The sequence below is a fragment of the Candidatus Zixiibacteriota bacterium genome (assembly GCA_036397555.1).
Lineage (GTDB): Bacteria > Zixibacteria > MSB-5A5 > WJJR01 > WJJR01 > DATKYL01.
Map to the genome: position 1 here is coordinate 820,771 of DASWIS010000008.1, position 22,649 is coordinate 843,419.

Annotated in this window: 20 protein-coding genes and 2 tRNA genes; 20 read left to right on the top strand and 2 right to left on the bottom strand. The window is 61.7% G+C overall.

Annotation, left to right across the window (positions count from 1 at the left end):
- Nucleotides 1–12 precede the first annotated feature (12 nt).
- The 10 genes from pilO to VGB22_05240 all read left to right on the top strand — a co-directional run bounded on the left by pilO (nucleotide 13) and on the right by VGB22_05240 (nucleotide 11,762).
- Nucleotides 13–642, top strand: coding sequence for a type 4a pilus biogenesis protein PilO (pilO, locus tag VGB22_05195; protein HEX9750667.1), 630 nt, complete (start codon nucleotides 13–15; stop codon nucleotides 640–642).
- A complete protein-coding gene (locus tag VGB22_05200; GenBank protein HEX9750668.1) occupies nucleotides 642–2,369 on the top strand; it encodes a hypothetical protein in 1,728 nt (575 codons plus the stop codon). Before pilO ends, VGB22_05200 begins: the two co-directional genes overlap by 1 nt.
- Before the next feature lie 18 nt (nucleotides 2,370–2,387).
- The gene (gene pilQ, locus VGB22_05205; protein ID HEX9750669.1) at nucleotides 2,388–3,695 is read left to right on the top strand and encodes a type IV pilus secretin PilQ; all 1,308 of its coding nucleotides are present in this window, start codon (nucleotides 2,388–2,390) and stop codon (nucleotides 3,693–3,695) included.
- A 298-nt stretch (nucleotides 3,696–3,993) separates the two neighbouring features.
- Complete coding sequence (gene dtd / locus VGB22_05210) at nucleotides 3,994–4,410, top strand: D-aminoacyl-tRNA deacylase (GenBank protein HEX9750670.1); 417 nt, start codon at nucleotides 3,994–3,996, stop codon at nucleotides 4,408–4,410.
- The gene (locus VGB22_05215) at nucleotides 4,403–5,089 is read left to right on the top strand and encodes a Maf family protein (protein HEX9750671.1); all 687 of its coding nucleotides are present in this window, start codon (nucleotides 4,403–4,405) and stop codon (nucleotides 5,087–5,089) included. The genes dtd and VGB22_05215 overlap by 8 nt, the downstream gene beginning before the upstream one ends.
- Entirely contained in the window at nucleotides 5,086–6,027 is a 942-nt protein-coding gene (locus tag VGB22_05220; protein ID HEX9750672.1) for a RodZ domain-containing protein, read from the top strand. The genes VGB22_05215 and VGB22_05220 overlap by 4 nt, the downstream gene beginning before the upstream one ends.
- A gap of 15 nt (nucleotides 6,028–6,042) precedes the next feature.
- Nucleotides 6,043–6,654, top strand: coding sequence for a hypothetical protein (locus tag VGB22_05225; protein HEX9750673.1), 612 nt, complete (start codon nucleotides 6,043–6,045; stop codon nucleotides 6,652–6,654).
- Between the two features lie 28 nt (nucleotides 6,655–6,682).
- Complete coding sequence (smc, locus tag VGB22_05230; protein ID HEX9750674.1) at nucleotides 6,683–10,300, top strand: chromosome segregation protein SMC; 3,618 nt, start codon at nucleotides 6,683–6,685, stop codon at nucleotides 10,298–10,300.
- A 49-nt stretch (nucleotides 10,301–10,349) separates the two neighbouring features.
- Nucleotides 10,350–11,276, top strand: a complete 927-nt coding sequence (gene ftsY / locus VGB22_05235) for a signal recognition particle-docking protein FtsY (protein HEX9750675.1) — start codon at nucleotides 10,350–10,352, stop codon at nucleotides 11,274–11,276.
- A gap of 15 nt (nucleotides 11,277–11,291) precedes the next feature.
- Nucleotides 11,292–11,762: a 23S rRNA (pseudouridine(1915)-N(3))-methyltransferase RlmH gene (locus VGB22_05240; protein HEX9750676.1), complete on the top strand. Its 471-nt coding sequence runs from the start codon at nucleotides 11,292–11,294 to the stop codon at nucleotides 11,760–11,762.
- Between the two features lie 201 nt (nucleotides 11,763–11,963).
- Here the strand turns inward: VGB22_05240 and VGB22_05245 are convergent, their stop codons facing one another.
- Together VGB22_05245 and VGB22_05250 are read right to left on the bottom strand one after the other, a co-directional pair.
- Nucleotides 11,964–13,028, bottom strand: coding sequence for an SO_0444 family Cu/Zn efflux transporter (locus VGB22_05245; protein ID HEX9750677.1), 1,065 nt, complete (start codon nucleotides 13,026–13,028; stop codon nucleotides 11,964–11,966).
- 110 nt (nucleotides 13,029–13,138) lie between these two features.
- A complete protein-coding gene (locus VGB22_05250; protein ID HEX9750678.1) occupies nucleotides 13,139–13,543 on the bottom strand; it encodes a metalloregulator ArsR/SmtB family transcription factor in 405 nt (134 codons plus the stop codon).
- 176 nt (nucleotides 13,544–13,719) lie between these two features.
- Between VGB22_05250 and VGB22_05255 the strand changes: the two genes are divergently transcribed.
- The 10 genes from VGB22_05255 (at nucleotide 13,720) to VGB22_05300 (ending at nucleotide 22,646) form a co-directional block, all read left to right on the top strand.
- The gene (locus VGB22_05255) at nucleotides 13,720–15,594 is read left to right on the top strand and encodes a S9 family peptidase (GenBank protein HEX9750679.1); all 1,875 of its coding nucleotides are present in this window, start codon (nucleotides 13,720–13,722) and stop codon (nucleotides 15,592–15,594) included.
- A 30-nt stretch (nucleotides 15,595–15,624) separates the two neighbouring features.
- A tRNA-Thr gene (locus VGB22_05260) sits at nucleotides 15,625–15,697 on the top strand.
- 121 nt (nucleotides 15,698–15,818) lie between these two features.
- A tRNA-Tyr gene (locus VGB22_05265) sits at nucleotides 15,819–15,904 on the top strand.
- A 93-nt stretch (nucleotides 15,905–15,997) separates the two neighbouring features.
- Nucleotides 15,998–17,923 (top strand): methyltransferase domain-containing protein, encoded by a 1,926-nt coding sequence (locus VGB22_05270; GenBank protein ID HEX9750680.1) that lies wholly within the window; start codon nucleotides 15,998–16,000, stop codon nucleotides 17,921–17,923.
- A 63-nt stretch (nucleotides 17,924–17,986) separates the two neighbouring features.
- Entirely contained in the window at nucleotides 17,987–18,646 is a 660-nt protein-coding gene (locus VGB22_05275) for a hypothetical protein (protein ID HEX9750681.1), read from the top strand.
- Nucleotides 18,646–19,698, top strand: coding sequence for a ferrochelatase (gene hemH, locus VGB22_05280; protein HEX9750682.1), 1,053 nt, complete (start codon nucleotides 18,646–18,648; stop codon nucleotides 19,696–19,698). The genes VGB22_05275 and hemH overlap by 1 nt, the downstream gene beginning before the upstream one ends.
- 42 nt (nucleotides 19,699–19,740) lie before the next feature.
- On the top strand, nucleotides 19,741–20,313 hold the full coding sequence (locus VGB22_05285; protein HEX9750683.1) for a DUF177 domain-containing protein: 573 nt from the start codon (nucleotides 19,741–19,743) through the stop codon (nucleotides 20,311–20,313).
- A gap of 69 nt (nucleotides 20,314–20,382) precedes the next feature.
- The gene (gene rpmF / locus VGB22_05290; GenBank protein ID HEX9750684.1) at nucleotides 20,383–20,565 is read left to right on the top strand and encodes a 50S ribosomal protein L32; all 183 of its coding nucleotides are present in this window, start codon (nucleotides 20,383–20,385) and stop codon (nucleotides 20,563–20,565) included.
- A 41-nt stretch (nucleotides 20,566–20,606) separates the two neighbouring features.
- Entirely contained in the window at nucleotides 20,607–21,641 is a 1,035-nt protein-coding gene (plsX, locus tag VGB22_05295; protein ID HEX9750685.1) for a phosphate acyltransferase PlsX, read from the top strand.
- Between the two features lie 9 nt (nucleotides 21,642–21,650).
- On the top strand, nucleotides 21,651–22,646 hold the full coding sequence (locus VGB22_05300) for a beta-ketoacyl-ACP synthase III (GenBank protein HEX9750686.1): 996 nt from the start codon (nucleotides 21,651–21,653) through the stop codon (nucleotides 22,644–22,646).
- Nucleotides 22,647–22,649 lie beyond the last annotated feature (3 nt).

Below are 22,649 nucleotides of genomic sequence, written 5' to 3' on the forward strand. Positions count from 1 at the left end.
CAGGTGGATGCAATGGATCTGAAAAACCCGCAAGTACAGAAGCTGTTGCTGCTGGTCATGGTCGGGCTGGTCGGTACCTACTTTTGGTACACGAAGGTCTATACCGACTACGAGCAGAAAATCGATGCCGGCTACATGCGTCTGGAGTCGCTGCAAACGGAGCTCGCCGAAGTCGAAATGAAGTTCCGTTCGCTCGAATCCCTGAAGGCCGAGTACACCGACCTGACGCACCGCTACCGCCTCGTGGCGCAGTTGTTGCCCGAGCACAACCAGCTCTCGCCGCTGCTTTCGAAAATCCACGCTGCCGCGCTGGAAACGTCCTCGAAGATCGCGAAGGTCGTGCCGCTGACCAACGCCTCGGAGGGATTCTACGATCGCGAGAACTATCAATTGACGCTGCATTCGACTTATCACGACCTGGGGGACTTTCTATCCCGGCTGTCGAACATGCCGTTTATCGTCAATGTCAATCAGTTGGCCCTGAAGTCGGTGGACGAGCGCGAGTCGCCCGAAACGGTGGGCGGCGGATTCACGCTCACCGCCGAAATGCAGATTGCCACCTACCATGTCAAAGAGTCCGAGCGCCTCGTGCTGTTGGACAATCTGGACTTAACCGAAGGTAGCGGGGAAGCGGGTCTATGATGAGTGCTCAGAGATCGTGCCGTTTGATCGCCGCCGCAGGCGCGGCCGCATTCCTTCTGGCGGGATCGCCGGCGCATGCCGCGACCCCCGTCAAAAGTGTGGCCATGCGACCGGTCGGCGACTTCACCGAACTGTCGATTCCCGTGCCCGGGGCGCTCTTATGCGAGCACTTCACCGTGGAACCGGGCAACGGCAAGCCCGCCCGCATCGTCCTGGATTTTTGCGATGCGACTCACGCCTTTGGCCAGAACGATTTCTCCAATCTGCCGCCGTGCGTCATCCGCGGCATTCGCACCAGCCAGTATCGTGTCGAGCCGCAGCCGATCGTGCGTGTCGTGCTCGATCTGGAGCGCAACGCCACGTACACGGTCCGTCAGGACGCCAATTCTGTGATCGTGGCGATTGCCGATGCGCAGCGCCCGGCGTTTGCCGAGTGGCAGAGCGGGCGTTCGATCGCGCCGTCGCCGACGTCGTCGGGCAAGCCCGCAATGGCGGCTGCCGAACAGAAAGCCCCTGCTTCAGTGCCACAAGTGACGAGCAAGCCGACCGTCGCAGCCAGCGACAAACCCGCGACGCAAACGGCGCCGAGCAAAACTCAGTCGCCGCCGCCAGCGCCGACTTTTGCGGATGCAAAAAAGAGCGCCGAGCCGAAACCGCAAGCGGCCGCCGCGGCAAAAAGCTCTTCGGACGCAAAGCCGGCAGCGGCCGGACAGCCGGAGTCACCCCCGTCGCAACCGGTGCCCGCACAGGTGCCGACCGACATGGCTCAGTCGCCGGGGAAGGGGCCGCAGTCGAGTGAGAGTCCCGCTGATTTTATGGCGCGCATGACGCCGCCGCAAACGAGTCAGACGTTCGTCCCGCCGTCGGAACCGTTGGTGCTCGCTCCCGAGCACTTCTCCGGGAAGGACGAGTCCGCCACAAGCACCGATATGCCGATGTCGTCCGCGCCGGTGCAGCCGATGCCCCGCGTGACATCGGGCACAGCGTCGCGGCAGACTGAGGCGCAGGTATTTGCTTCGACCGGACCGCAGGTTGTTCGCTCCGGAGAAGGCGGCGATGCCGTGGCAGACGATGAGCGTTCGCTGCTGGAACGTCTCAAGCTCAAGTTCTTCGGCAATCAACGTGCGCCGCGCCCCTACACGACGACGGGTATCGACCCCGCGGCCGTCCCGTTCGACAGCACGGCCGACCTGTTTGGTCCGCCGTCGCCGGGGCAGGCGCTCGATCGCGCCGCGTTGCTGGAACGCATTCGCGAGGCCGAACAACAGGCGGCCCAACGGTTCGGACAAGGCAAGCCCCTGCCACAAGAAGCCAGCGGACGGCACGACGTTTTCTACGATGACATGGGACGCACCGATCCCTTTGAGCAACTTCTCGACGGCCTTCGCTCGGGGTTCCTGACCAATGCCGTGCCGAACGTCGAGAGTCTGCGGATGGTCGGTGTCCTGCATGATGACTACGATGCCATGGCGCTGCTGGAAGACATGGAAGGGCACAGCTACATCCTGCGAGAGGGTGATCCGGTCGAGAATGGACACGTCGTGACGGTCCAGGACCAACGCGTGATCTTCCGGATTAACGACTACGGATGGCTGCGCAACGTGGCGCTGCAACTCAGCCCGCGCAACGCCGATCCGACCAAGACGCTGGGAATGAATACACAGAACCGACCGGATCGAATTCAGTATCAGGAAGAACCCATACCGACAGAAGGCAACGGCGAATAGAAACGGGGTGTCCGCGCTATGAAACGGTTACGCAATCGACAAGTACTGGGTCTCTCGCTGCCGGCGATCGGCCTGACGGTCTGCGCGCTGCTGCTCCTGGCGGCGCCGACTTCGGGCGAAGAGATCATCAAAAACCTCAACTTCCAGAATGCCGACGTCCGCTCCGTTCTGAACTTCCTGGCGGAGTACGGAGGCGTCAATCTGGTCGCGGCGCCCAACGTTCAGGGCCAGGTCACGCTGAACCTGAAGAATGTCGAATGGCGCCAGGCACTGGAAATCCTCGCCAAGACCTATGGACTGAAGGTCACCGAGGAGAACGGATTCCTGCGCGTGCTCTTGCTGATCGACTACCTCGAAGAGGAAGCCGAGCGCGAACGGCACCTCGCCGAACAGCGGCAACTCGTCGACATCGAAACCGAGCTATTCGAGATCAAGCACGCCAACGCCAAGGATCTCATCAGACCGGTCAAGTCGCTGTTGTCGGTGCGCGGAAAAGTCGATGTCGAAGAGCGGACCAACACGCTGTTGGTCTCCGATGAACCGGTCAATCTGGCGCGCGCCGCCCAATTCATCATCGAGCTGGATCGCGAAACACGTCAAGTGCGCATCTCCGCAAAACTGCTGGAGGTATCCAGCAACTACTTCGACGAAGTCGGCGTGTCCTGGAATCTGCACGGCTCCGGCGCCGACAACGACGGCAACACGTATACCAACGACATCTCGACCGACGGCGCTGAACAGATCACCGATCCCTTCGGAATCTACACCTTCGGCACGATGCAGAATGGATGGGATCTGGACGCCACCGTCGCCGCCATCGTCTCCAGCGGCCATGGCAAGGTCGTCGCCCATCCGGAAATCACCACCGTCGACAATAAAATGGCGCGCATCCAGGTCGGCCAGAAGGTCCCCATCAAGCAGTTCTCCGCAACCGGTGACGTCGTCATCACGTTCGAAGAGGTCGGCACCATTCTGCGCGTGACCCCGCACATCACCTCCGACAATCGCATTCTCCTGTCGCTGATGCCCGAGCGCTCCTCGTTCTTCTTTGACCCCAGCGGCGTGGTGATCAACACCAGCAATGCCGAGACCAACGTTGTCGTCGAAAACGGCCAGACCGCGGTCATCGGCGGACTCACTACCGAGGACGAATTAAAGACCGTTATCGGCGTGCCCATCCTGAAGGACATTCCGCTGATCGGCAAACTCTTCAGCTACGAAAAGAACGACACTCAGAAACGTGACCTGGTGATCTTCGTGACACCGGAAATTGTCGAGCCCGCCCTCATGGGAGCCGTCGACAACACAGGCAGCACCAATCCGTAACCGTGCGTTATCGCCAGAACAAAGCCCCGCGCAAATGTGCGGGGCTTTTTCTTTTGGCCGCGATGTCCTCTTCTTATTGTATTTTTATACTGTTGCTAAACAATGCTATGCGTTGAAAATATGAAGTCTCACTTTAAGCAGCGACCGACTCACTGTCCGGAGACGTTCAACGTCAAATATGTCAATGAGATAGCGACATTGTCCACATGTTTACCGTTGACAGATCAACCCGCCGCCGGTAGTCTGCTTCCTGTTGTCGGACTTTGGGTTCCGTCGAATGAGGATCTGCCTGCAACGTGTGAACTCGGCCTCCGTCGCCATCGGCGACGAACTGGCCGGAGAGATCGGGCCGGGGCTCGTGCTCCTGGTCGGATTCCGCACTGGTGATGCCGAGGATCAAATCGAGCCGATGGCCCGACGAATTGTCAATCTGCGGATCTTCGAAGATGACGACGGACGGATGAATGAATCGCTGTTGGAGCGTGGTTACTCGCTCCTGGTGATTTCGCAGTTTACCTTGTACGCCGATGTCGCCAAAGGACGGCGGCCGTCGTTTACCGAAGCACTCGAGCCGCGTCGGGCGGAGGAATTCTACTTGCGCCTTGTATCGGCCTTTCGGAGTATGAACGTGCGGACGGAGACCGGTCGCTTCGGCGCGAAGATGCTCGTACGCATCAACAACTGGGGGCCGGTCACGTTGGTGCTGGATGCCTAAGGGGGGCTTGTGGTCTTCCGGGAAACGCCGCAGGCAGGGGTCCGAGACGCTCTCGTTTCGCCAGGTCGTCGACAACGGCGACATCGCATCACTGCGGCTGGCGGTTGGCCGACGCCGCGTTTGTCTCGCGTCGGCGTCCCCGAGACGGCGTCGAATACTCCGCGCCTGTGGGATTTCGTTCTCGGTGTGCCCGTCGACCGTCGACGAGCCGCCGCCGCATGGTCCCGACTGGCGCGCGTGGGTGCGAACGTGGTCGTCATTCAAGGCATCCGATGTCGCGACACGAATCAATCGTTCGGCGCTGATCATCGCCGCGGACACGATCGTCGTGCTCGGCGGGCATGGTCTCGGCAAACCGCGCGACGGCGACGATGCCGTTGCCATGCTGAAACGATTGTCGGGACGTTCGCATTCGGTCATCACGGGCATCACCGTGACTGACCGGGCAACCATGCGAGGTGGGTCGGCATCCGAGGCGTCGGTTGTGACCTTTCGTACGCTGACCGATTCGGAGATTCGTGACTACGTCCGAAACGGTGAACCGATGGACAAAGCCGGCGCTTATGCAATCCAGGGTCAGGCGTCGGCATTCATTGCCGATGTTAAGGGCCCGATCGACAACGTGGTCGGTCTGCCGGTCGGAGCACTGGCCCGGCTGATCAGACGAGTGAGCGCATGAGCACGCGAAATCCCCGACGTAACGGATACGCCGCCGCGCCCGAAGGCGGCGCCGGGAGCGGATCCACGTCCGGGGCGCGCATCGAGTTGGCAACGCCGGTTGAAATCGATGTCGCGTCCGACCGACTGGGGCCCGTGCTCGGCGACCGACGACGATCATTGGGACTCAAACTGGAAGAAGTCGCGGAGGAGATCAAGATCAGGGCGGAATATCTCAAGGCGCTCGAGGAGGAATCCTTCGACGATTTGCCGACGCCCGAGTACGCCCGCCTGTTTTTGAAAACATACGCCGAACGCCTGGCGTTGAATGTCTCCGAGGTTTACGCCCTGTTGGATCTGTGCGACCATCCCGGAGTCCGCCGCATACCCTCGGTAACCGTGAAAACCCCGGCGATTTCGGTGCCGAGTCCGTCGACGGTCCGTTCGGGAAAGCTGTCAATCATCGCCATCGCCACTCTCGCGTTGCTGGCGATTCTGATGGTTGTGTGGTTGTTGCTCGGCGGGGATCAGGAGCAGTCGAATGTCGCGCCGCCGCCGGCCCCGGTCACATCGGATATCGAAGGGGCCGGGCAGCAGTATCAGGCAACGACCGAAACGGGGACAACTCCGGTTGAGCCGATGCATCTGGTGCTGCATTTCGGCAAGTCGACGTGGGCCGTGATCGCCGCCGACAGCGACACGGTCGTCAGTACGATTCTCTCGGCCGGGGACTCCGTCACCGCATTCGCTGAGGATCGGTTTCTGTTGACGATGGGGCACACCGACAGCGTGACGGCATCCATCGACGGCCATCCATTGGTCCCGTTCCGCAACCGCGCGGTCCGGCTGTCCGGACTGTTGCTCACCCGCGATTCGCTCGACGTCTGGTGGGATACAACTCAGGCGGCGCGGGCGATTTCTGTCGGCTCAGAAATGTCTCCCGACGGAGAGGGTATTTAAGGGCGGCCAATGGGAATGATCCGCGATCTGATCATTCGTTGGCTGGCCCGACGCTACGCTCCGGCGGAGTTCGCGTTTCCCCACGTGTTGCGCAACGCGCGCCGGGTGATGGTGCTGATGCCGCTGTCGCTGGAGGCATTTCGATTGTCGGAATACTTCCTGTCACGCCTGCCGCAGGCGTTCCCCGATGCCAAGATCACATTGCTCTATCCGCCCAAGAGTCTGGCGCCGCGCTTTTACAACCCGCACGGTTACCGCGTGGTCGTTCCCGAACCGCGCCAGGTCTGGTGGTTCAGTCTGCCGCGCCGTGCGTTTTTGGAAAAGCTCTTCGAGTCGAAGTTTGACGTGATCATCATTCTCAACAAGGAACCGAGCGTCTTCTATTCGGCGGCGGTGATGGCCTCCGGCACGGCGGTCCGGATCGGCTTGCCCGGCGGCATGGGTGCGCCCTTTGTCACCGTCGAGCTGCGTCACGGACGCGACGACGCCGATGTCAAAACCGAATTCATCCTGTTCGTGGAGATGTTGCGCAAAATGTCACGCGTCGTCCCGCCCCCCGACGAGAGCAGCGGCGCCGGGCTGGAGCCGACCTCGCCGCTGATCGGCCCGCAGTTGGCGATGCTGTAGACCGGGCGAAGCGACAAGGGAGTCCACTGTGTATCTCAAACGAATCGAATTGGCCGGATTCAAATCGTTCCCGGAGCATACCGAGGTCATTCTCTCCTCCGGGATCACGGCGGTCGTCGGACCCAACGGCTGCGGCAAGTCCAATCTCATGGACGCCGTCCGCTGGGTGCTCGGCGAGCAGCGCCCCCGTGTCCTGCGCGGCGGGAAGATGGAAGAGGTCATCTTCGGCGGCACGCCGCAGCGTCCGGCAATGTCGGCAGCCGAGATCACGCTGGTCATCGACAACGAGTCGGGACGTCTGCCGACCGAGTACACCGAAGTGTCCATCAGCCGTCGGCTCGACCGTTCCGGCGACAGCGAGTACCGGCTCAACGGGCAGGTCTGCCGTCTGAAGGATTTCAGCAATCTGTTTCTCGATACCGGGATGGGTTCCCACGGTTACGCCGTCATTCAGGCGGGGATGATCGATGCGATCATCTCCGAGCACCCCGACGAACGACGGTTTCTCTTCGAAGAAGCGGCCGGCGTCTCCAAATACAAAGTGCGCCAGCGCGAGGCACTGCGCAAAATGGAGGCGACCGATCAAGACTTGCTGCGGCTGTCGGATCTGCGCAACGAAGTTCAGACGCGCGTGCGATCGCTTGCGCGACAAAAGGGGATGGCCGAACGGCACCGCCGTCTGCGCGAGATGTGGAAGACGCTCGATATCGCCCGGGCCGCCCGGGCCTACCAGAAGTTCGTCAACGAGCGCGATCGGCTCGCGGCGTCGTTTGAATCCGCGGTCGGTGACGCGGCCGCGTTGACCGCGCAGACCGATGCGCTGGAACTGGAACGACAAAAGCTGCGCTTGTCGGTCGACGAAGCCGAACGTGACGCCCAGGAGATCATCGACCGATTGACCGCCGCCACCGCCATGGCACAGGATGTCCGCGCCCAGCGCCTGCGCAGTGAAGATCGCATCGTCCACCTGCGAGAGGAACAGACGCGTGCCGCCGACCGGAGTGGGATGTTGGTCCGGCGCAGTGAGGAAGCCACTCAGGCATTACAGAACGCGCAACACCGTCGCATGGACGCGGAAAAGGATCGCGAGCGAGTCTCGTTAAGCGTCAACGAAGCCGAGCAAAGTTGCCGTGCGGCCGATCAGGCCTTTGACACCGCATCGGAACAAGAACGCACCGCACGCGAACGGCGTGATCTGGCCGAACGTGACTATGTCCGCGCCGTCTCGCAGCGCGAGGCGATGGAGCGGCACGCGCAGACGCTCGCATCGATGCAAACCGAACAGCGTGAGCGACTGATACGATTGGAAGAAGACGTCTCGCAACTCCAACTCGAGACGGCGGCCGACGCCGCACAATTATCGGCGGCAGAAGAAGAATTGCGCCGGGACGGCGATGCCGCCGAACAACTGCAGAAGCAACACCGTGAAATCCAGGATGCCATCGCCCGCACGGAAACCGAAATTCAGCAGCGCCGGGAGCGTCTGGATGAAGCCCGTGACGGGCGCGCCTTCGTCGAGGGACTGATGCGGCGCGGTGAGGGACTGGGTGAAGCGGCCGAGCGCATCCTCTCCGACGAAGCCCGTTGGGGCCAACGTGTCAGCGGCTGGGTCGACCGCCTGCATCCGAAGTCCGAATGGATGCTGGCAATCGAGACGGTGCTGGCCGACCGGATCGCCGCCATCTGTTGTGTCGATCAGGCGACCGTCCACGATGTCGTCGCGCACCTGTTGGCTGAATCGACAGGACGCGCCGTCGTTCTCGACCCGTCACTGCTGCCGAAGACGTCAGGCGAGAAATCGGCCGAATCGGCGGCACATTTCGTCGGCTGGCTGTCCGATTTCATTGATCGTGAACCCGCTGACGCGGGGATGGTCAACGCAATTTTCGGCGGGATCGCCTGCGTCGATCAATCCGAGGATGTGCGCCCGCTGTTCGAATTCCTCGGACACAACACGCCGGTCGTGTCGCGCGACGGTCTGCACATCGCGCCGCCGGGGACAATCCGAGTCGGTCGCTTCGAGGGCGAGCCCGTTGTCGGGCGTCGCGCGCGGCTGCAGGTGCTCGATGCGCGGATGGCGGAAAGCGAATCGGTTCTCGAGGATTGCCGACACCGCCTCGCAGAGCTGGAACGGACGCGGGAAACGCTGACCAGGGACCTGACCGAAGCGTCGTCGCGCAGGAATCACCGGCAGCACGTTGTCATCGAGTTGCGCGCGAAGTCGGAAACAGTCAATGCGCGACTGGCGATGACGCGCCAATCGCTCGCCGAACTCCGGCTGTCGGTCGGCGGCGACCCCGCGACAGCGAGGGAAGGTGGCGTTGCCGCCGATGATCGTTCCCTCGAGGAGTTGCAATCGATTCGCGACACGATGTTGAAGGAACTCGAAGCGGCTTCGAACAGAGCCCGCGCGACCGAGGAACATCGCAATCGCCAATCGGCGGCACTCAGCCGCGCGCGCATCGCGGTGGTCGAGGCACAGGCGCGGCTCGAAGCGATTATCGCCGAACAGCGGCGTTACAACGACCAGATGACCGAGCTCAACTCGGAACAGCAGGAACTCTCCGGCCGATTGGCGGCCATACAATCCGAGTCGTCCGCCTTGGAACGCTCCCTGAACGAAGGCAAAGAGCTTGAGCGTCAATCTCAGAGAGCGGTTGAGGAACTGGAGGAACAACGCCGTGCCGCACGTGCCGAGCTGTCCGTGCGACGGGAAGCCCACGACGCGCAGGAGGCGCAGTTGCGCGAGTCGCGACGGCGCCGCGACGAGGCCGAACGCGCGCGATCGGGCATCGAGTTGCAACGCGCCAAGCTCGACGCCGAGGCGGAGCAATGGCGGCGTCATGTGCGCGACACCCACCAGATGGACCTGGCGACCGCAACAGTCGCCCGAGCGGAATTGTCCAATGAGGATCTGGACAAAAAAGTTCAGGATGCACAGCGCGCCATCGACAAGCTCGGCCCGGTCAATCCGCTGGCGCTGGAAGAATGGGAACGCGAATCGGAACGGCTCCAGTACCTCGATCAACAGATTCGTGACCTGCAGGAGGCCAAAAAGTCACTGGTCGATACGATCACCGAACTGAATGAGACCGCCGGCCGGCGTTTCACCGAGACCTTCGAGACTGCCCGCGGCCATTTTCAGGTTGTTTTTAACGAGTTGTTCCGAGGCGGTGAAGCCGACGTGCGCCTGACGCAGCCCGATCAGCCGCTGGAGTCGCCGATCGAGATCTACGCCCGGCCACGCGGCAAAAAATTCATCGGCATCCGCCAGCTCTCCGGCGGCGAACGCGCCCTGACCGCGCTGGCGCTCTTGTTCGCGCTCTATTTGGTCAAACCCAGCCCCTTCTGCATTCTCGATGAAGTCGACGCGCCATTGGACGACGCCAACTGCGGGCGATTTCTGCGGCTCCTGCACCGATTCAAACAGAGCACGCAATTCATCGTCGTCACACACAACAAACTGACGATGGACGCCGCCGACGTGCTCTACGGCGTGACCATGGAGCAGCCCGGCGTGTCCAAGCTCGTCTCGGTACGTCTCAACCGGGGCGCGGAGCAGGGCGGCAACGGGCATTCGCCGTCGGATGACTCGCGCACCGTCGATGAACTGTTGGCGCCGGGCGTGGCGCCGTCGTCGAATTGACGGTTCATCGCAGCGATTGCAATCCCCATGACACCGAGGGCGCCACGCCGTGCGTGAGTTTTTTCAGCGGCTCAAACGCGGATTGCACAACACGCACCGCCAACTCTCCGATGGCCTCCGTCGGGCGGTGGGGCTGTCGCCCGTGTTCGATGAGGCGATGTACGACCACATGACGGCCGCATTGATCGCCGCCGACTGCGGTGTCGATCTGTCCGAAAAACTGATCGCGCAGTTGCGCGATGATGCCCGACAACAAGGAATCAGCACCACGGATGGACTGTTGCAGGCGCTGAAGGGCCACGTGGTCCGACTGCTCAGCGATGCGCATGCGCCGGCTGGGCCGGATGATGATCGAATTCAGCCGCGCGTGACCGTGTTTGTCGGCGTCAACGGGGCCGGCAAGACGACCTCGATCGGCAAGATCGGATGTCATTGGGCGCAGAAGGGACGTCGCGTGCTGTTCGCCGCCGCCGACACCTTCCGCGCCGCCGCCGCCGAACAGTTGTCGATTTGGGCCGAGCGCGCCAACGCGCAATTGGTCAATTCGGCATCGGGCGCCGATCCCGCGGCGGTCGCGTTCGATGCGGTCAGCGCCGCCTACGCGCGCGGCATCGATGATGTCTTAATCGACACCGCCGGTCGACTACAGAGCAAAAGCAACCTGATGGCCGAATTGACGAAAGTGCGCCGCTCGATCGACAAGGCGCGCGGCGAACGGCCCGGCCTGGTTCGCGCTTGGCTCGTCTTGGATGCGACTACCGGACAAAACGGCCTCTCCCAAGCCGAGCGCTTCCGCGAGGCCGTCGGGCTCGACGGCATCGTCCTGACCAAACTTGACGGTACGGCGCGCGGCGGCATCGTGCTCGCCATCGCCGATCGGCTCAAGCTGCCGGTGGTCTGGGTCGGCGTCGGCGAGTCGCTGGAGGATTTGGAGACCTTCGACCCCGTGGAGTTTGCCGATGCGCTTTTTGATTGAGAGCTCTCCCGCGCGATGACAATCTCCTTCATTGCCGTCGGAAAGCCGAAGGCCCGCTGGGTGTCGGCCGCGCTCGCCGATTACGAACGCTTTTTGCGGAAATACACGAAAGTCGAATGGGAGTGGCTCCGACCATACTCGCGTTCTTCGAAGACTGCTGCGCAGATTCGCGCTGCCGAAGCTGTCGCAATCCAATCGGTGCTCCGGCGCCAGGTCGCGTTCACGGTCGTGTGCGATCACAGGGGAGAAGCGATGGATTCGGAGGACTTTGCCCGGCGGTGGCGCAAGGGCTTGGATTCACACGGCGGGCATGCACGAATCATCGTGGGCGGCGCGTGGGGGCTGGAAGCGAAACTGATCAGGGAGGCGGACCTGGTCTGGTCGCTGGGGCCGCAGACGATGGCCCACGAACTGACCCTCGTTGTCGCCGCCGAGCAGATCGCCCGCGCATTCTCGATCCTGCGCGGCGACTCCTACCACAAGTAGTGTTGACTCCTTTGGGGGTCGCAACAATGACTCCCTCTGTCCACCTGTCCCGCTTGTCCCACTTGTCCCGCTTGTCCCGAGCGCAGCCGAGGGAAGCGTAGTCGAGGGAAGCGTAGTCGAGGGAAGCGTAGCCGACGGAGTGAGGTGTGTGGCGAGGGAAACGGGAATGATCCGGGCGAACTTGCCAGGGCCTGAAGACTGTTACGCTGTCGCGGTCGAATGACGCCGTACGCGCACGAGGCGCCGCAACCAGGTCGCGAGGAAGGCCGCGATCAGCACGATGACACCGAGCCAGTTCAATACGGTCGCGGACTCTTCCGACAGAGCCGTGTCCACATTGGGTGTCCAATCCCAAGCACCAAAACCGGCATTCACGATCCACCCGATAAGGACACTGATGACGATCAGCGCCGTGATGTAGACCGCCGTCGTGCGTCGCCCCAGTTCTCGCGCGATGACCGCGAGCGCTGCGACATTCGTGGCCGGACCGACCAACAGGAACACCAGCACCGCGCCGGGCATCATGCCCTTGGCCAACAGCACCGCCGCGATCGGTGTCGAAGCCGACGCGCAGATATACAAAGGCACGCCGGCAATTATCACGAGCGCCATCTGACCCCACGCCGAGGTCGCGCCGAAAAACTGATCGGGCAGCCAGACCGCCAGCACACCGGATAGCACCAGCCCGATCGCCAGCCAGTTGGCGATGTCCGGGAAGAAGTCGAACGCGACATATCGCGCCGCCGAGCGGACGCGCTCAGGCCATCCGTGCCCCGTGGCGCATTCGGCCTCGTGACAAACGATGCAGCGCACGATATGATCGCCCCCGGATTCGGATTGTTGACTGCCGGAGAATCGATCGACCGCCAAGCCGGTCGTCAGCGCCGACACCAGCGCAGCCGCCGGGCGCAGAATCGTCATCAGGGGGTTGATCAGTGCGTAGGTCACCGCAATCGAATCGACCCCGGTCTCCGGCGTCGACACCAGAAACGACACGACCGAGCCCCGCGAAGCGCCACGGCGTTTCATGGTCAGCGCCGTCGGCAAGACACCGCACGAACACAAAGGCAGCGGTATTCCGGCCAGCGCGGCTTTGAGGTTGGAGACGAATCCGGGCTTGCCGATCAAGCGATGGATGCGATCCGACGGAAAGACCACCAACACGACAATCGCCGCCGTCAACCCCAGCACGATGTACGGGGCCATCATGAGCGCGACATGCCACGTCTCTTTCGCCGCCTGCGCGATCCAGAGCATCCAGTTCATAATCGATCGATCCTAACGCAAATACGAAATACTGATTCGAATGGTTGAACAATCGTTCAAATGATACAAACGTATAACCCGTTGCGCATCAATGTCATATCGCCTCACGCTTAGATGATCCCGTCGTCCACGTGACGAATGTGATCGAGACCCGAGGCGAAGACCGCCCTGACATGGTCGTCGTCGATGGAATAATAGGCCATCTTGCCCGCCCGTCGGAATTTGACCAGCCGGGCCATCCGCAAAGTCCGCAGTTGATGCGAGACCGCCGATACCGTAGCCCCCAAGACTTGGGCCAGGTCGCAAACGCACAGTTCCGTTCGCGACAAGGCGCGCAGGATTTTCACGCGCGTCGGATGCCCGAGGCAGGAAAAAATCGACGACAGTCGCTCCACTTCGGCGTCGTCAAGCTGACCGGCGCGCGCCTGAGACACCTTTTTCGGGTCGAACGACTCAATGGTACAGACGTCGAGTGTCCCGCTTGCCGCATCACGGGGTTTGCGTCCCGTCATCATCGGTGCCTCCATCCGTATCAGTCAGCATGCGCGCCGCTGTCGAGTCAATGAGACTATTACGTTTCAGGCGCGGTCTCAGACAGATTCGTGCATCCCGGCCCTGCTTGACTCCGTACAACTTTGGGCCTACAATCGCCCCGTCAACCATGGGTCGCATCATTCTCTGAGGAGGAGCAATGAGGAGTTTGATTGTATTTGTCAATGTCGTTGCCGCGATCGCCCTGTCGGCGGGCGCATCGTGGGGATACTTCGTCGATACGGCGTATGTTCCCGACATTGAAACGTTCATGCAGATCGGCGGCAACTCCTCGTTGCAGGTCTCACGCGACGGTTCGGTCCGTTGTTTCAGTTCCGCGATGTCCGGGGTCTCCCAGGCATACCGGCTCGATGCCAACGGCTGGCCGGTGCAGTTGACTTTCTTCACCGATGGCATCTCTTTCTATGCGTTGTCTCACGACGGCAAGTGGGCCATCGTCGGCGCCGCGGTCGGCGGATCGGAGCAGACCAATCTCTACCTGCTTGAAGTGGCGACCGGCCGGATCGAGCCGGTGACCGACTTAGACGATGTCCAGATCGCCAGCGTCCTGTGGTCCAATGACGACCGGCACATCTACTACCGCTCCAACGAGGTCAACAAGAAGGACTTTCATGCCTACGAGATGAACCTGGCGACCCGAAAGGTGCGTCCGGTCTTCGTGCAGGAAGGGTACAACGGCCCGTCGCTGATCACCCCCGATGATAAACGGCTGGTGACCTTTCGCTACAATTCGAATGTCGACAACGAACTCTACCTCGTGAACCTCGCCGATGGTTCGGTCGATCCGCTGACGCCGCACGAGGGCAACCAGATGTTCGAACCCGGCGGTTTCTCGGTTGATATGAATACGTTGTATATCGTCACCAACGCCAACGACGACGGCATCATGCGGCGCGCGACACTGGATGTCGGCACCAAGCAGATCACGTTTCTCGATGCGGCATCGCCGTGGGAAGTCGAAGGGCTGACACTCTCCGACGACACCAAGACCCTGGCCTGGACGGTCAATGAGAAGGGGTACTCGCGTCTCAAGCTCTGGGATCTGACCGCCGACCGCGAACTGCCGTTGCCGCCGCTGGACGGTTTGATTTCCGGCGTCGACTTCGCGGGCAACGACGCGGTGAGTTTCACGTTTACCAGCGCGGCCAGGCCACCCGATTGCTGGATTTGGAACCTCAGGACGCAAAAGCTTCAACAACTGACACAGGCAGTCAATGCCGGGATCGATGCGTCGATCTTTGTCGAGCCGGAGTTGGTGACCTTCCCCAGTTTCGATGGGTTGGAGATCAGCGCGTTTCTCTTCATGCCTCCCGGCGCGAAGAAGGGCGACCGCGTGCCCTTCATCGTCCACTGCCATGGCGGCCCCGAATCGCAGTTTCGGCCGACGTTCATCCGCAACTTCCAGTATTTCGCGCTCAACGGATTCGGGCTTCTCGCGGTCAATCCGCGCGGTTCATCGGGATACGGGCGTGAGTTCCAGGATATGGACAACTACAAGGACCGGCACAAGTCGGTGAAGGATTATGAATTCGCCACCCGGTGGATTGTCGAGCAGGGGTACGCCCATCCCGACAAGGTCGGCGTGTCCGGGGGCTCGTACGGCGGCTACATGACCTTGGCCTGCCTGACGACCAATCCCGAGCTGTACGCGGCCGGAGTCGACTTAGTCGGCATCGCCAATTTTTACACGTTTCTGAAGAACACCGCCGATTACCGGCGCGGCCTGCGGGAGTCCGAGTACGGTCCCATGAGCGACAGCGCGTTCCTGATGGAGATCTCGCCCGTGTCGCACGTCGACAGAATCGCCGCGCCGTTGTTCATCATCCACGGTGAAAACGATCCGCGCGTGCCGGTGGGCGAAGCACGCCAGATGGCGGCGGCGATCGCCCAGCGCGGCGGGATTGTCGACACCTTGATTTTTCCCGATGAGGGGCATGGGGTCGCCAAACGCGAAAACATTCTGGTGGCCTACCGGCGGATCGTGGATTTCTTCAGGCAGCACCTGACCAATTGACGGACGATCGCGAGACGCGATTCGTGTCAGGCCGGCGTAACTCAGATGGTAGAGTAGCTGATTTGTAATCAGCCTGTCGGGGGTTCGATTCCCTTCGCCGGCTTCGATATCGTCGGGTGTCGGACAGCACGGCCGCCACGACAAACTCGTTGACCAACGCTGCGTACGGGTTTAGATACACGCCCTGTCCGCCCGCGCCCGGCGCGGGAGGTCGACCCGGTGACGGAGAGGTACCCAAGTGGCCAAAGGGAGCAGACTGTAAATCTGCCGGCGGATGCCTTCGGAGGTTCGAACCCTCCCCTCTCCACCATTCCCGAAGCAAGCGACCCGGTTCCCCCATGAATCATCGCAATCGAACAGGTGTGCCGTCGTTATGAGCACACACCAAGGAGAACGATCTCCCATGAAGAAGGACCCTGCACCACGCAGGCGGACCCTCGGCCCGGTCTCTGATCTGGAACGCCATCTGCCGACAGACTGGTGGCGTCATCTGTTCAACTCGGTCTACCTGAAGACCGACGGCGATGTCATCGAAAACCGTGACAACACGCGGCGCGAAGTCGAAATCGTCATTCGCGTGGCCGATCTCGACAGGGATTCCCGTATCCTCGATCTGTGTTGCGGACAGGGACGGCACTCCATCGAATTGGCGCGCCGAGGATTCCATCACGTCACCGGCGTCGACCGTTCACGCTATCTGATCCGCCTGGCCCGCAAGCGCGCGCGGTCGGAGCGGCTCGATGTCCGCTTTCACGAAGGCGATGCGCGCAAATACCGGACACAGGGGGAGCCGTACCATTGCGTCGCGCTGCTGGGCAATTCGTTCGGCTATTTCGACATGGAAAGCGACGATGCGGCGGTGCTGGAGAGCGTGCGACGCGCCGCCGTTTCCAACGGCAGTCTCGTGCTCGACTTGGCCGACGGCGACTGGGTGCGCGCACACTATCAACCGCGTTCGTGGGAATGGATCGACGAGAATCATCTGGTGTGCCGCGAACGGTCCATCTCCCGCGATGGCGACCGGCTGATCGCGCGCGAGGTGGTCGTGCATGCCGAGCGCGGCATGATCGCCGATCAGTTCTACGCGGAACGGCTCTACTCCGAGGAGCGGATCACCGCGCTCCTGCGCGCCAACGGTTTCGGCGACATTCGCAACCACGGGCCGGTCGCGGCCGAATCGACTCGCGGGCAGGACCTGGGGATGATGGAGCACCGCCTCATCCTGACCGCCCGCACGCCGCGCCGTGTCGCCATCCCACGCCCCGAAGTCGGTGAAAGACGGTCCGTCACTGTGATCATGGGCGATCCCCGGCTGCCCGATGAAGTCAAGCTGGAAGAGAAGTTCAATGCCGAAGACATGGACACGATCGATCGGCTCAAGCGGGCGCTGGCGGAATTGGATGAGTATGAGTTCACCTATCTCGACGATCACGAGACTCTCATCAGCGATCTGCGCCATGAACCGCCGGAATTCGTTCTGAATCTCTGCGACGAGGGATTCGGCAACGATCCGCTGTGCGAACTGCACGTGCCCGCCATCCTCGAATTGCTCGGCATCCCCTACACCGGAGCCGGCCCGGGGTGCCTGGGATTGTGTTATGACAAAGGACTGGTGCGCACGATCGCCGCTTCCGAAGATATTCCCGTCCCGCTGGAATCGTACTGCGGCCCCGATGACACCTCCGCCACGTTGCCGTCGACATTTCCCGCGCTGGTCAAGCCCAACCTCGGTGACAGCAGCATGGGCATTACGCAGCACGCCGTCGTGAACGACTCCGGCGAGTTGTTCGAGTATTTCACCTGGTTGCGGGAGAAGTACGGACGCAAGGCGGTGCTCGTGCAGGAGTACCTGACCGGCCCGGAATACACCGTCGCCATCATCGGCAACCCCGGACGGTCCATTCGGACTCTGCCGGTGCTCGAGGTTGATTATTCGGGTTTGAATCCCGGCTTGCCCCGGATTCTGTCCTACGAATCCAAATGGGATCCCCATTCTCCCTATTGGACACAGATCAAATTCAAAGAGGCCGATGCCGACGCTGAGACCGAACGGCGCCTGATCGATTACTCCAACATACTGTTCGAGCGCCTCTCCTGCCGTGATTATGCTCGTTTTGACTTTCGCTGCGACGACGAGGGCACTCCGAAGTTGCTGGAGGTCAATCCCAATCCGGGATGGTGCTGGGATGGCAAGCTGAACATCATGGCCGAAATGGGCGGCCTGCGATACGCCGAGTTGTTACGGCTCATTATCGAGGCGGCGCACGAACGCAACGGTCTGCGCCCGGCACGGGTGCATGAAGCCGAACCGGCGCCGAGCTACGGTTAAGTCGCGCTCATGCCGATGACGGCGATCTCAGTGCGGCCGATGCATCCGGACAGGGCGACGCACATGACCCTGGAGACCACGCCCGACCGCGATCCGGCCGCCTTTGCGCGTGCGTTCCCCTGGCAATTCCGGTCACGTATCCCCGCCCGTATTCATCCGGCCGGCGCGTCCCTAAAACGGATCGACATTCTCGAAATCGGCCCGGGGCGCGGCGAATTCCTGCTGGCAGCGGCCCGATCGTATCCCGATTTGCGGTATCTGGGCATCGAGCTGGGACGGAGACGCTTCGACAAACTCAGGGCGCGGTGTGATCGGCTGGCGCTCGACAACGTCGTGCTGATCCACGCCGATGCGCGTCTGGCCATCCCGCAGTTTGTTCCCGAATCGGCCGTCGCCCAGATTCATGTCCTGTTTCCCGATCCCTGGCCCAAACGACGGCATGCTTTTCTTCGTCTGTTGTCGATACAGTTTCTCCTGATGCTGCACACACGACTGCGTGCCGGGGGGGTGCTGGTCATGCGGACCGATGTGCGCCAGTACGCCGACTGGGTTGCCCGCAATACTGAAGCCGTTGCCGGTTTAACGCGGGACGACGGGCATTCAGCGTTGGATACACAGCTTGAGACGGAGGGCGCGACATCGCACTTCGAACGAAAGTGGCGTGCCGATGGCGCCCGGATTTTGCGCCTGTGCTGGCGCAAAGCCGCCGGGGACACGTCCTGATGGCAGTATCCGCATCCACCCGCCGACGCGGCGTGCTCATCGTCAATCTCGGTTCACCCGAATCGCCATCCCCAAAGGATGTCCGCCGCTACCTGCGTCAGTTCCTGATGGACCCGCGCGTGCTGGACCTGCCGTATCACCAGCGCGCATTCCTCGTCTACGGTCTGATTCTCCCGCGTCACACGGCGAAGTCGGCGTCGCACTACCGCAGCATCTGGACCGACGACGGCTCCCCGCTGATCGTCCACAGCCGCAAGGCAGTCGCCGCACTCAGAGAACGGCTGACGATGCCGGTCGCCCTGGGAATGCGCTACGGCCATCCGTCGATCCGTGAAGCCGTCGGCGAATTGCTGTCCGCGCCCGGAGAGCGAGTCGATGAAATCCTGCTGATCCCCGCGTATCCGCAATACGCGATGTCCAGCTACGAGACAGCGTTGGTCGAAGCCCGAAGAGCACTCAGATTCAAGCGTCGCATCCGCTTGACCGTCATCCCGCCCTACTTCGAAGAAGACCGGTTCCTCGACTCACTGGTCGAGTCCGCCCGCCCGCATCTCAAAGAGGGATTCGATCATCTCCTGTTCAGTTATCACAATATCCCCGCACGACACCTGCACAAAAGCGACACGACCGGTTCCCACTGTCTGAGGGACGATCGTTGCTGTCTGATCCAATCCGATACCTGGCGTACCTGCTATCGCCGGCAGGCCATCCGCACCTCCGAATTGTTCGCGGCGCGGGCGGGAGTGCCGATTGAGCGCTGGTCGATTGCCTTTCAATCCCGATTCGGTTCTGACGAGTGGCTGACTCCCGAGACCGAACCGGAGATCATTCGCTTGGTCAACGACGGTGTCAAACGACTCACCGTGATCTGCCCCGGGTTTTCCGCCGATTGCCTGGAGACAATCGAGGAAATCGGGATCCACGGACGCCAAATGTTTCTCGATGCCGGCGGCGAGTCGTTCACGCTGATCCCATGTCTTAACGATCATCCCCGTTGGGTCCAGACCCTCGCGGATTGGTCGCAAGAGGACTGGCCGGACGCTCGCAAATAGCGGTCGCATGTCGCTCCCATTGCCCACAACGTGAGAAATACCTTGACTTTACGGGGTATTCCGCTACGTTTCGACGCCGTGGAATTGGAATTATCAGCACTCCCGGATGGCCAAACCGAGCAAGACCTTTCGGAGCCGTGGGAAGATGTTCTGCCCGAGGGAGATACCTATCGGTTCGACCGCCCGGTCCGGCTCCAGTTCATAGCATCCAAGACCCAGGACGAGGTCGTTGCCGATGGTGAGTGTGACTGCCATGCCGTTTTGACCTGTGTCCGTTGTCTCGAGGAGACGGCAGTCGAGATCAGGCAGCCGTTTCGGGTCGTTGTTCACATCGTCGACGATGCGCAGTTCGAGGCAGACACGGGGGATGAAGATTTCTATCTTGTGCGTCGCAGCGATCCGGTCTGGAATCTGGGAGACCTGATCCGCGACCTGTTGCTGCTGAGCATCCCGGTCAAGCCGCTTTGCCGGACCGATTGCGCCGGAATTTGTCCTGAGTGCGGCGCGAACCGAAACACCGACCCGTGCAATTGCCGCGCACAGAGACCGGAGGGACCGTTGGCCGATCTGGGACGCCTGATGGAAAAAGCGGGTGGACGGCAACCCGACGATTGATGCTGAAAGTAACGGTATTGCTGTAACGAGCAGGGTCTTTGGGGGTAATAAGAAAGCACAGGAGATCGCATGCCATTACCGAAGAGACGTCACTCCAGAACGCGCGGGCTCAAGCGGCGCACGCACTGGAAGCTGCAGGTCCCGAACCTCGGGCCGTGTCCGCAATGCGGAACGATGCGTCAACCGCACATCGTTTGCCCGCACTGCGGCCATTACAACGGACGTTCAGTCATCAACGTTGACGCATCCTGATCGATCGAGTACCGATCGACAGGACGCCTCGAGGACTCTCGGTGAAAAACTCCGAAACCATCGTAATTCTCGATGTTATGGGGGGTGACCACGGCCCCCCCGAGTGTATCGCCGGAGCGGTGCAGGCGGTGACCGAAGCGCCGCACCCGATGCAAATCGTCCTCGTCGGTGACCAGGCGGCGATCGAGTCGGAACTGCGAAAGCACCACGTGCAGCGGGACCGGCTGGAGGTCGAGCATGCGACCGACTTCATTCGTATGGACGAGCAACCGACCGAGGTGATGCGGCGTCCCGACACATCCATCCGGGTCGCCATGCGCCTGTTGAAATCCGGCCGCGGTTCGTCGGTTGTCTCGACCGGTAACACCGGCGCCGTCATGGCGGCGGGGCTTTTGGAACTCGGACGGCTCCCCGGCGTCTCACGTCCCGCCATCGCCAGTCTTTTCCCCACGGAGAAGGGTTCGACATTACTCCTGGATGTCGGCGCCAATCCTGTCTGCAAAGTGCAAAACCTGACCGAATTCGCGGTCATGGGCTCGGTCTATATCCAGGCGACGAAGAACAACGGTCGACCAACGGTCGGGCTGCTCTCGATCGGCGAGGAACCATCGAAAGGCACGGAGTTGACGATCAACGCGCACCAGGCGTTGTCGCAATCATCGCTCAATTTCATCGGGAATATCGAGGGACGCGATATCCTGCGCGGACGCGCCGACGTCGTCGTCTGCGACGGATTCGTCGGCAACATCGTCCTGAAGTTTGCCGAATCGCTGCGCGGGTTCCTGGAGAATGCCGTCCGCGCACAGATCAGCAAAAACTACTTTTCGCATCTCGGCGCGATTTTGATGGGACCGTTCCTGCGACGGATGCGCAAGCGTTTCGATTATGCCGAGTACGGCGGCGCGCCGCTGCTGGGACTCAACGGCATGTGCCTGATCTGTCACGGATCGTCATCGGCGCTGGCCATCCGCAATGCGCTCTGGGCGGCCATGTCCGGCGCGGAGCACCATGTCAACGATCACATCGTCGCGGCACTGGCCGGAAGCGAACCCGCAGTCGCGGTGATGACCGCATAGGGGGAGGGATTGGCCAACGCCATCATTCGTGGAACCGGCCGTTACACTCCGGAAAAGGTGCTCACCAACGCCGACCTGGAGAAGATGGTCGATACTTCGGATGAATGGATCGTCGAACGCACCGGCATCCGCGAACGGCGCGTACTCAACGGCTCCGGCGACTTCGGTTGCTCGGACATGGCGGTCGCCGCCTCGCGCAACGCCATCGAAGACGCCGGACTCACGCCGCGCGACGTCGACGCCATCATTCTCGGCACCGTCACGCCCGACTTTGTCGTCCCATCGACAGCGACCGTCGTACAGTACAAGCTGGGCTGCCGCCGCGCTGCCGTCATGGACATTGTGGCGGCCTGCGCCGGATTCCTCTATGGGCTCTCGATTGCCAGAGCATTCATCGTCTCGAACACCTACAAAAACGTGCTCGTGATCGGCGTGGAACACCTGACCAGCATCACCAACTACAAAGACCGCAACACCTGTGTCTTGTTTGGCGATGGGGCGGGCGCGGCGATCGTGGCGCCGTCGACAGCGAGTGAAAGCGGACGCGGTATCCTCGCCACGTATCTGTCCGGCGACGGCCAGTACCGGGACCTGCTGAATGTCGAATTGGGCGGCTCACGCGCGCCGCTGACCGCTCAGACACTCGATTCGCCCGGACGCTTTATCTACATGGATGGCCGCAGCATCTTCAAGCTGGCGGTGCGTGAAATGGCTGATGCCGCCGAGCGCGTCCTGGAGAGCGCCGGTGTCAAACCCGCCGACGTCGACATGCTGATCCCTCACCAGGCCAATATTCGCATCGTCGAGGCGGTCTGCAAAAAGCTCGGTTTCCCCATGGAACGCGTGTATCAAAACATCGAACGTTACGGCAACACCTCGGCGGCCTCTGTCCCGATCGCATTGGACGAAGCGCGGCGCGGCGGCATCGTCGCCGACGGTTCGCTGATTCTCTCCGTGGCGTTCGGCGGCGGGCTGGTCTGGGGCGCCGCGCTCTATCGCCTGTGATTC

Coding starts and splice junctions, on each gene's coding strand:
- pilO (HEX9750667.1), top strand. CDS start 13: ATGGATCTGAAAAACCCGCAAGTACAGAAGCTGTTGCTGCTGGTCATG.
- rpmF (HEX9750684.1), top strand. CDS start 20,383: ATGCCATTACCGAAGAGACGTCACTCCAGAACGCGCGGGCTCAAGCGG.
- VGB22_05255 (HEX9750679.1), top strand. CDS start 13,720: ATGAGGAGTTTGATTGTATTTGTCAATGTCGTTGCCGCGATCGCCCTG.
- pilQ (HEX9750669.1), top strand. CDS start 2,388: ATGAAACGGTTACGCAATCGACAAGTACTGGGTCTCTCGCTGCCGGCG.
- VGB22_05225 (HEX9750673.1), top strand. CDS start 6,043: ATGATCCGCGATCTGATCATTCGTTGGCTGGCCCGACGCTACGCTCCG.
- VGB22_05250 (HEX9750678.1), bottom strand. CDS start 13,543: ATGATGACGGGACGCAAACCCCGTGATGCGGCAAGCGGGACACTCGAC.
- VGB22_05245 (HEX9750677.1), bottom strand. CDS start 13,028: ATGAACTGGATGCTCTGGATCGCGCAGGCGGCGAAAGAGACGTGGCAT.
- VGB22_05270 (HEX9750680.1), top strand. CDS start 15,998: ATGAAGAAGGACCCTGCACCACGCAGGCGGACCCTCGGCCCGGTCTCT.
- VGB22_05275 (HEX9750681.1), top strand. CDS start 17,987: ATGACCCTGGAGACCACGCCCGACCGCGATCCGGCCGCCTTTGCGCGT.
- VGB22_05240 (HEX9750676.1), top strand. CDS start 11,292: ATGACAATCTCCTTCATTGCCGTCGGAAAGCCGAAGGCCCGCTGGGTG.
- hemH (HEX9750682.1), top strand. CDS start 18,646: ATGGCAGTATCCGCATCCACCCGCCGACGCGGCGTGCTCATCGTCAAT.
- VGB22_05200 (HEX9750668.1), top strand. CDS start 642: ATGAGTGCTCAGAGATCGTGCCGTTTGATCGCCGCCGCAGGCGCGGCC.
- VGB22_05215 (HEX9750671.1), top strand. CDS start 4,403: ATGCCTAAGGGGGGCTTGTGGTCTTCCGGGAAACGCCGCAGGCAGGGG.
- VGB22_05220 (HEX9750672.1), top strand. CDS start 5,086: ATGAGCACGCGAAATCCCCGACGTAACGGATACGCCGCCGCGCCCGAA.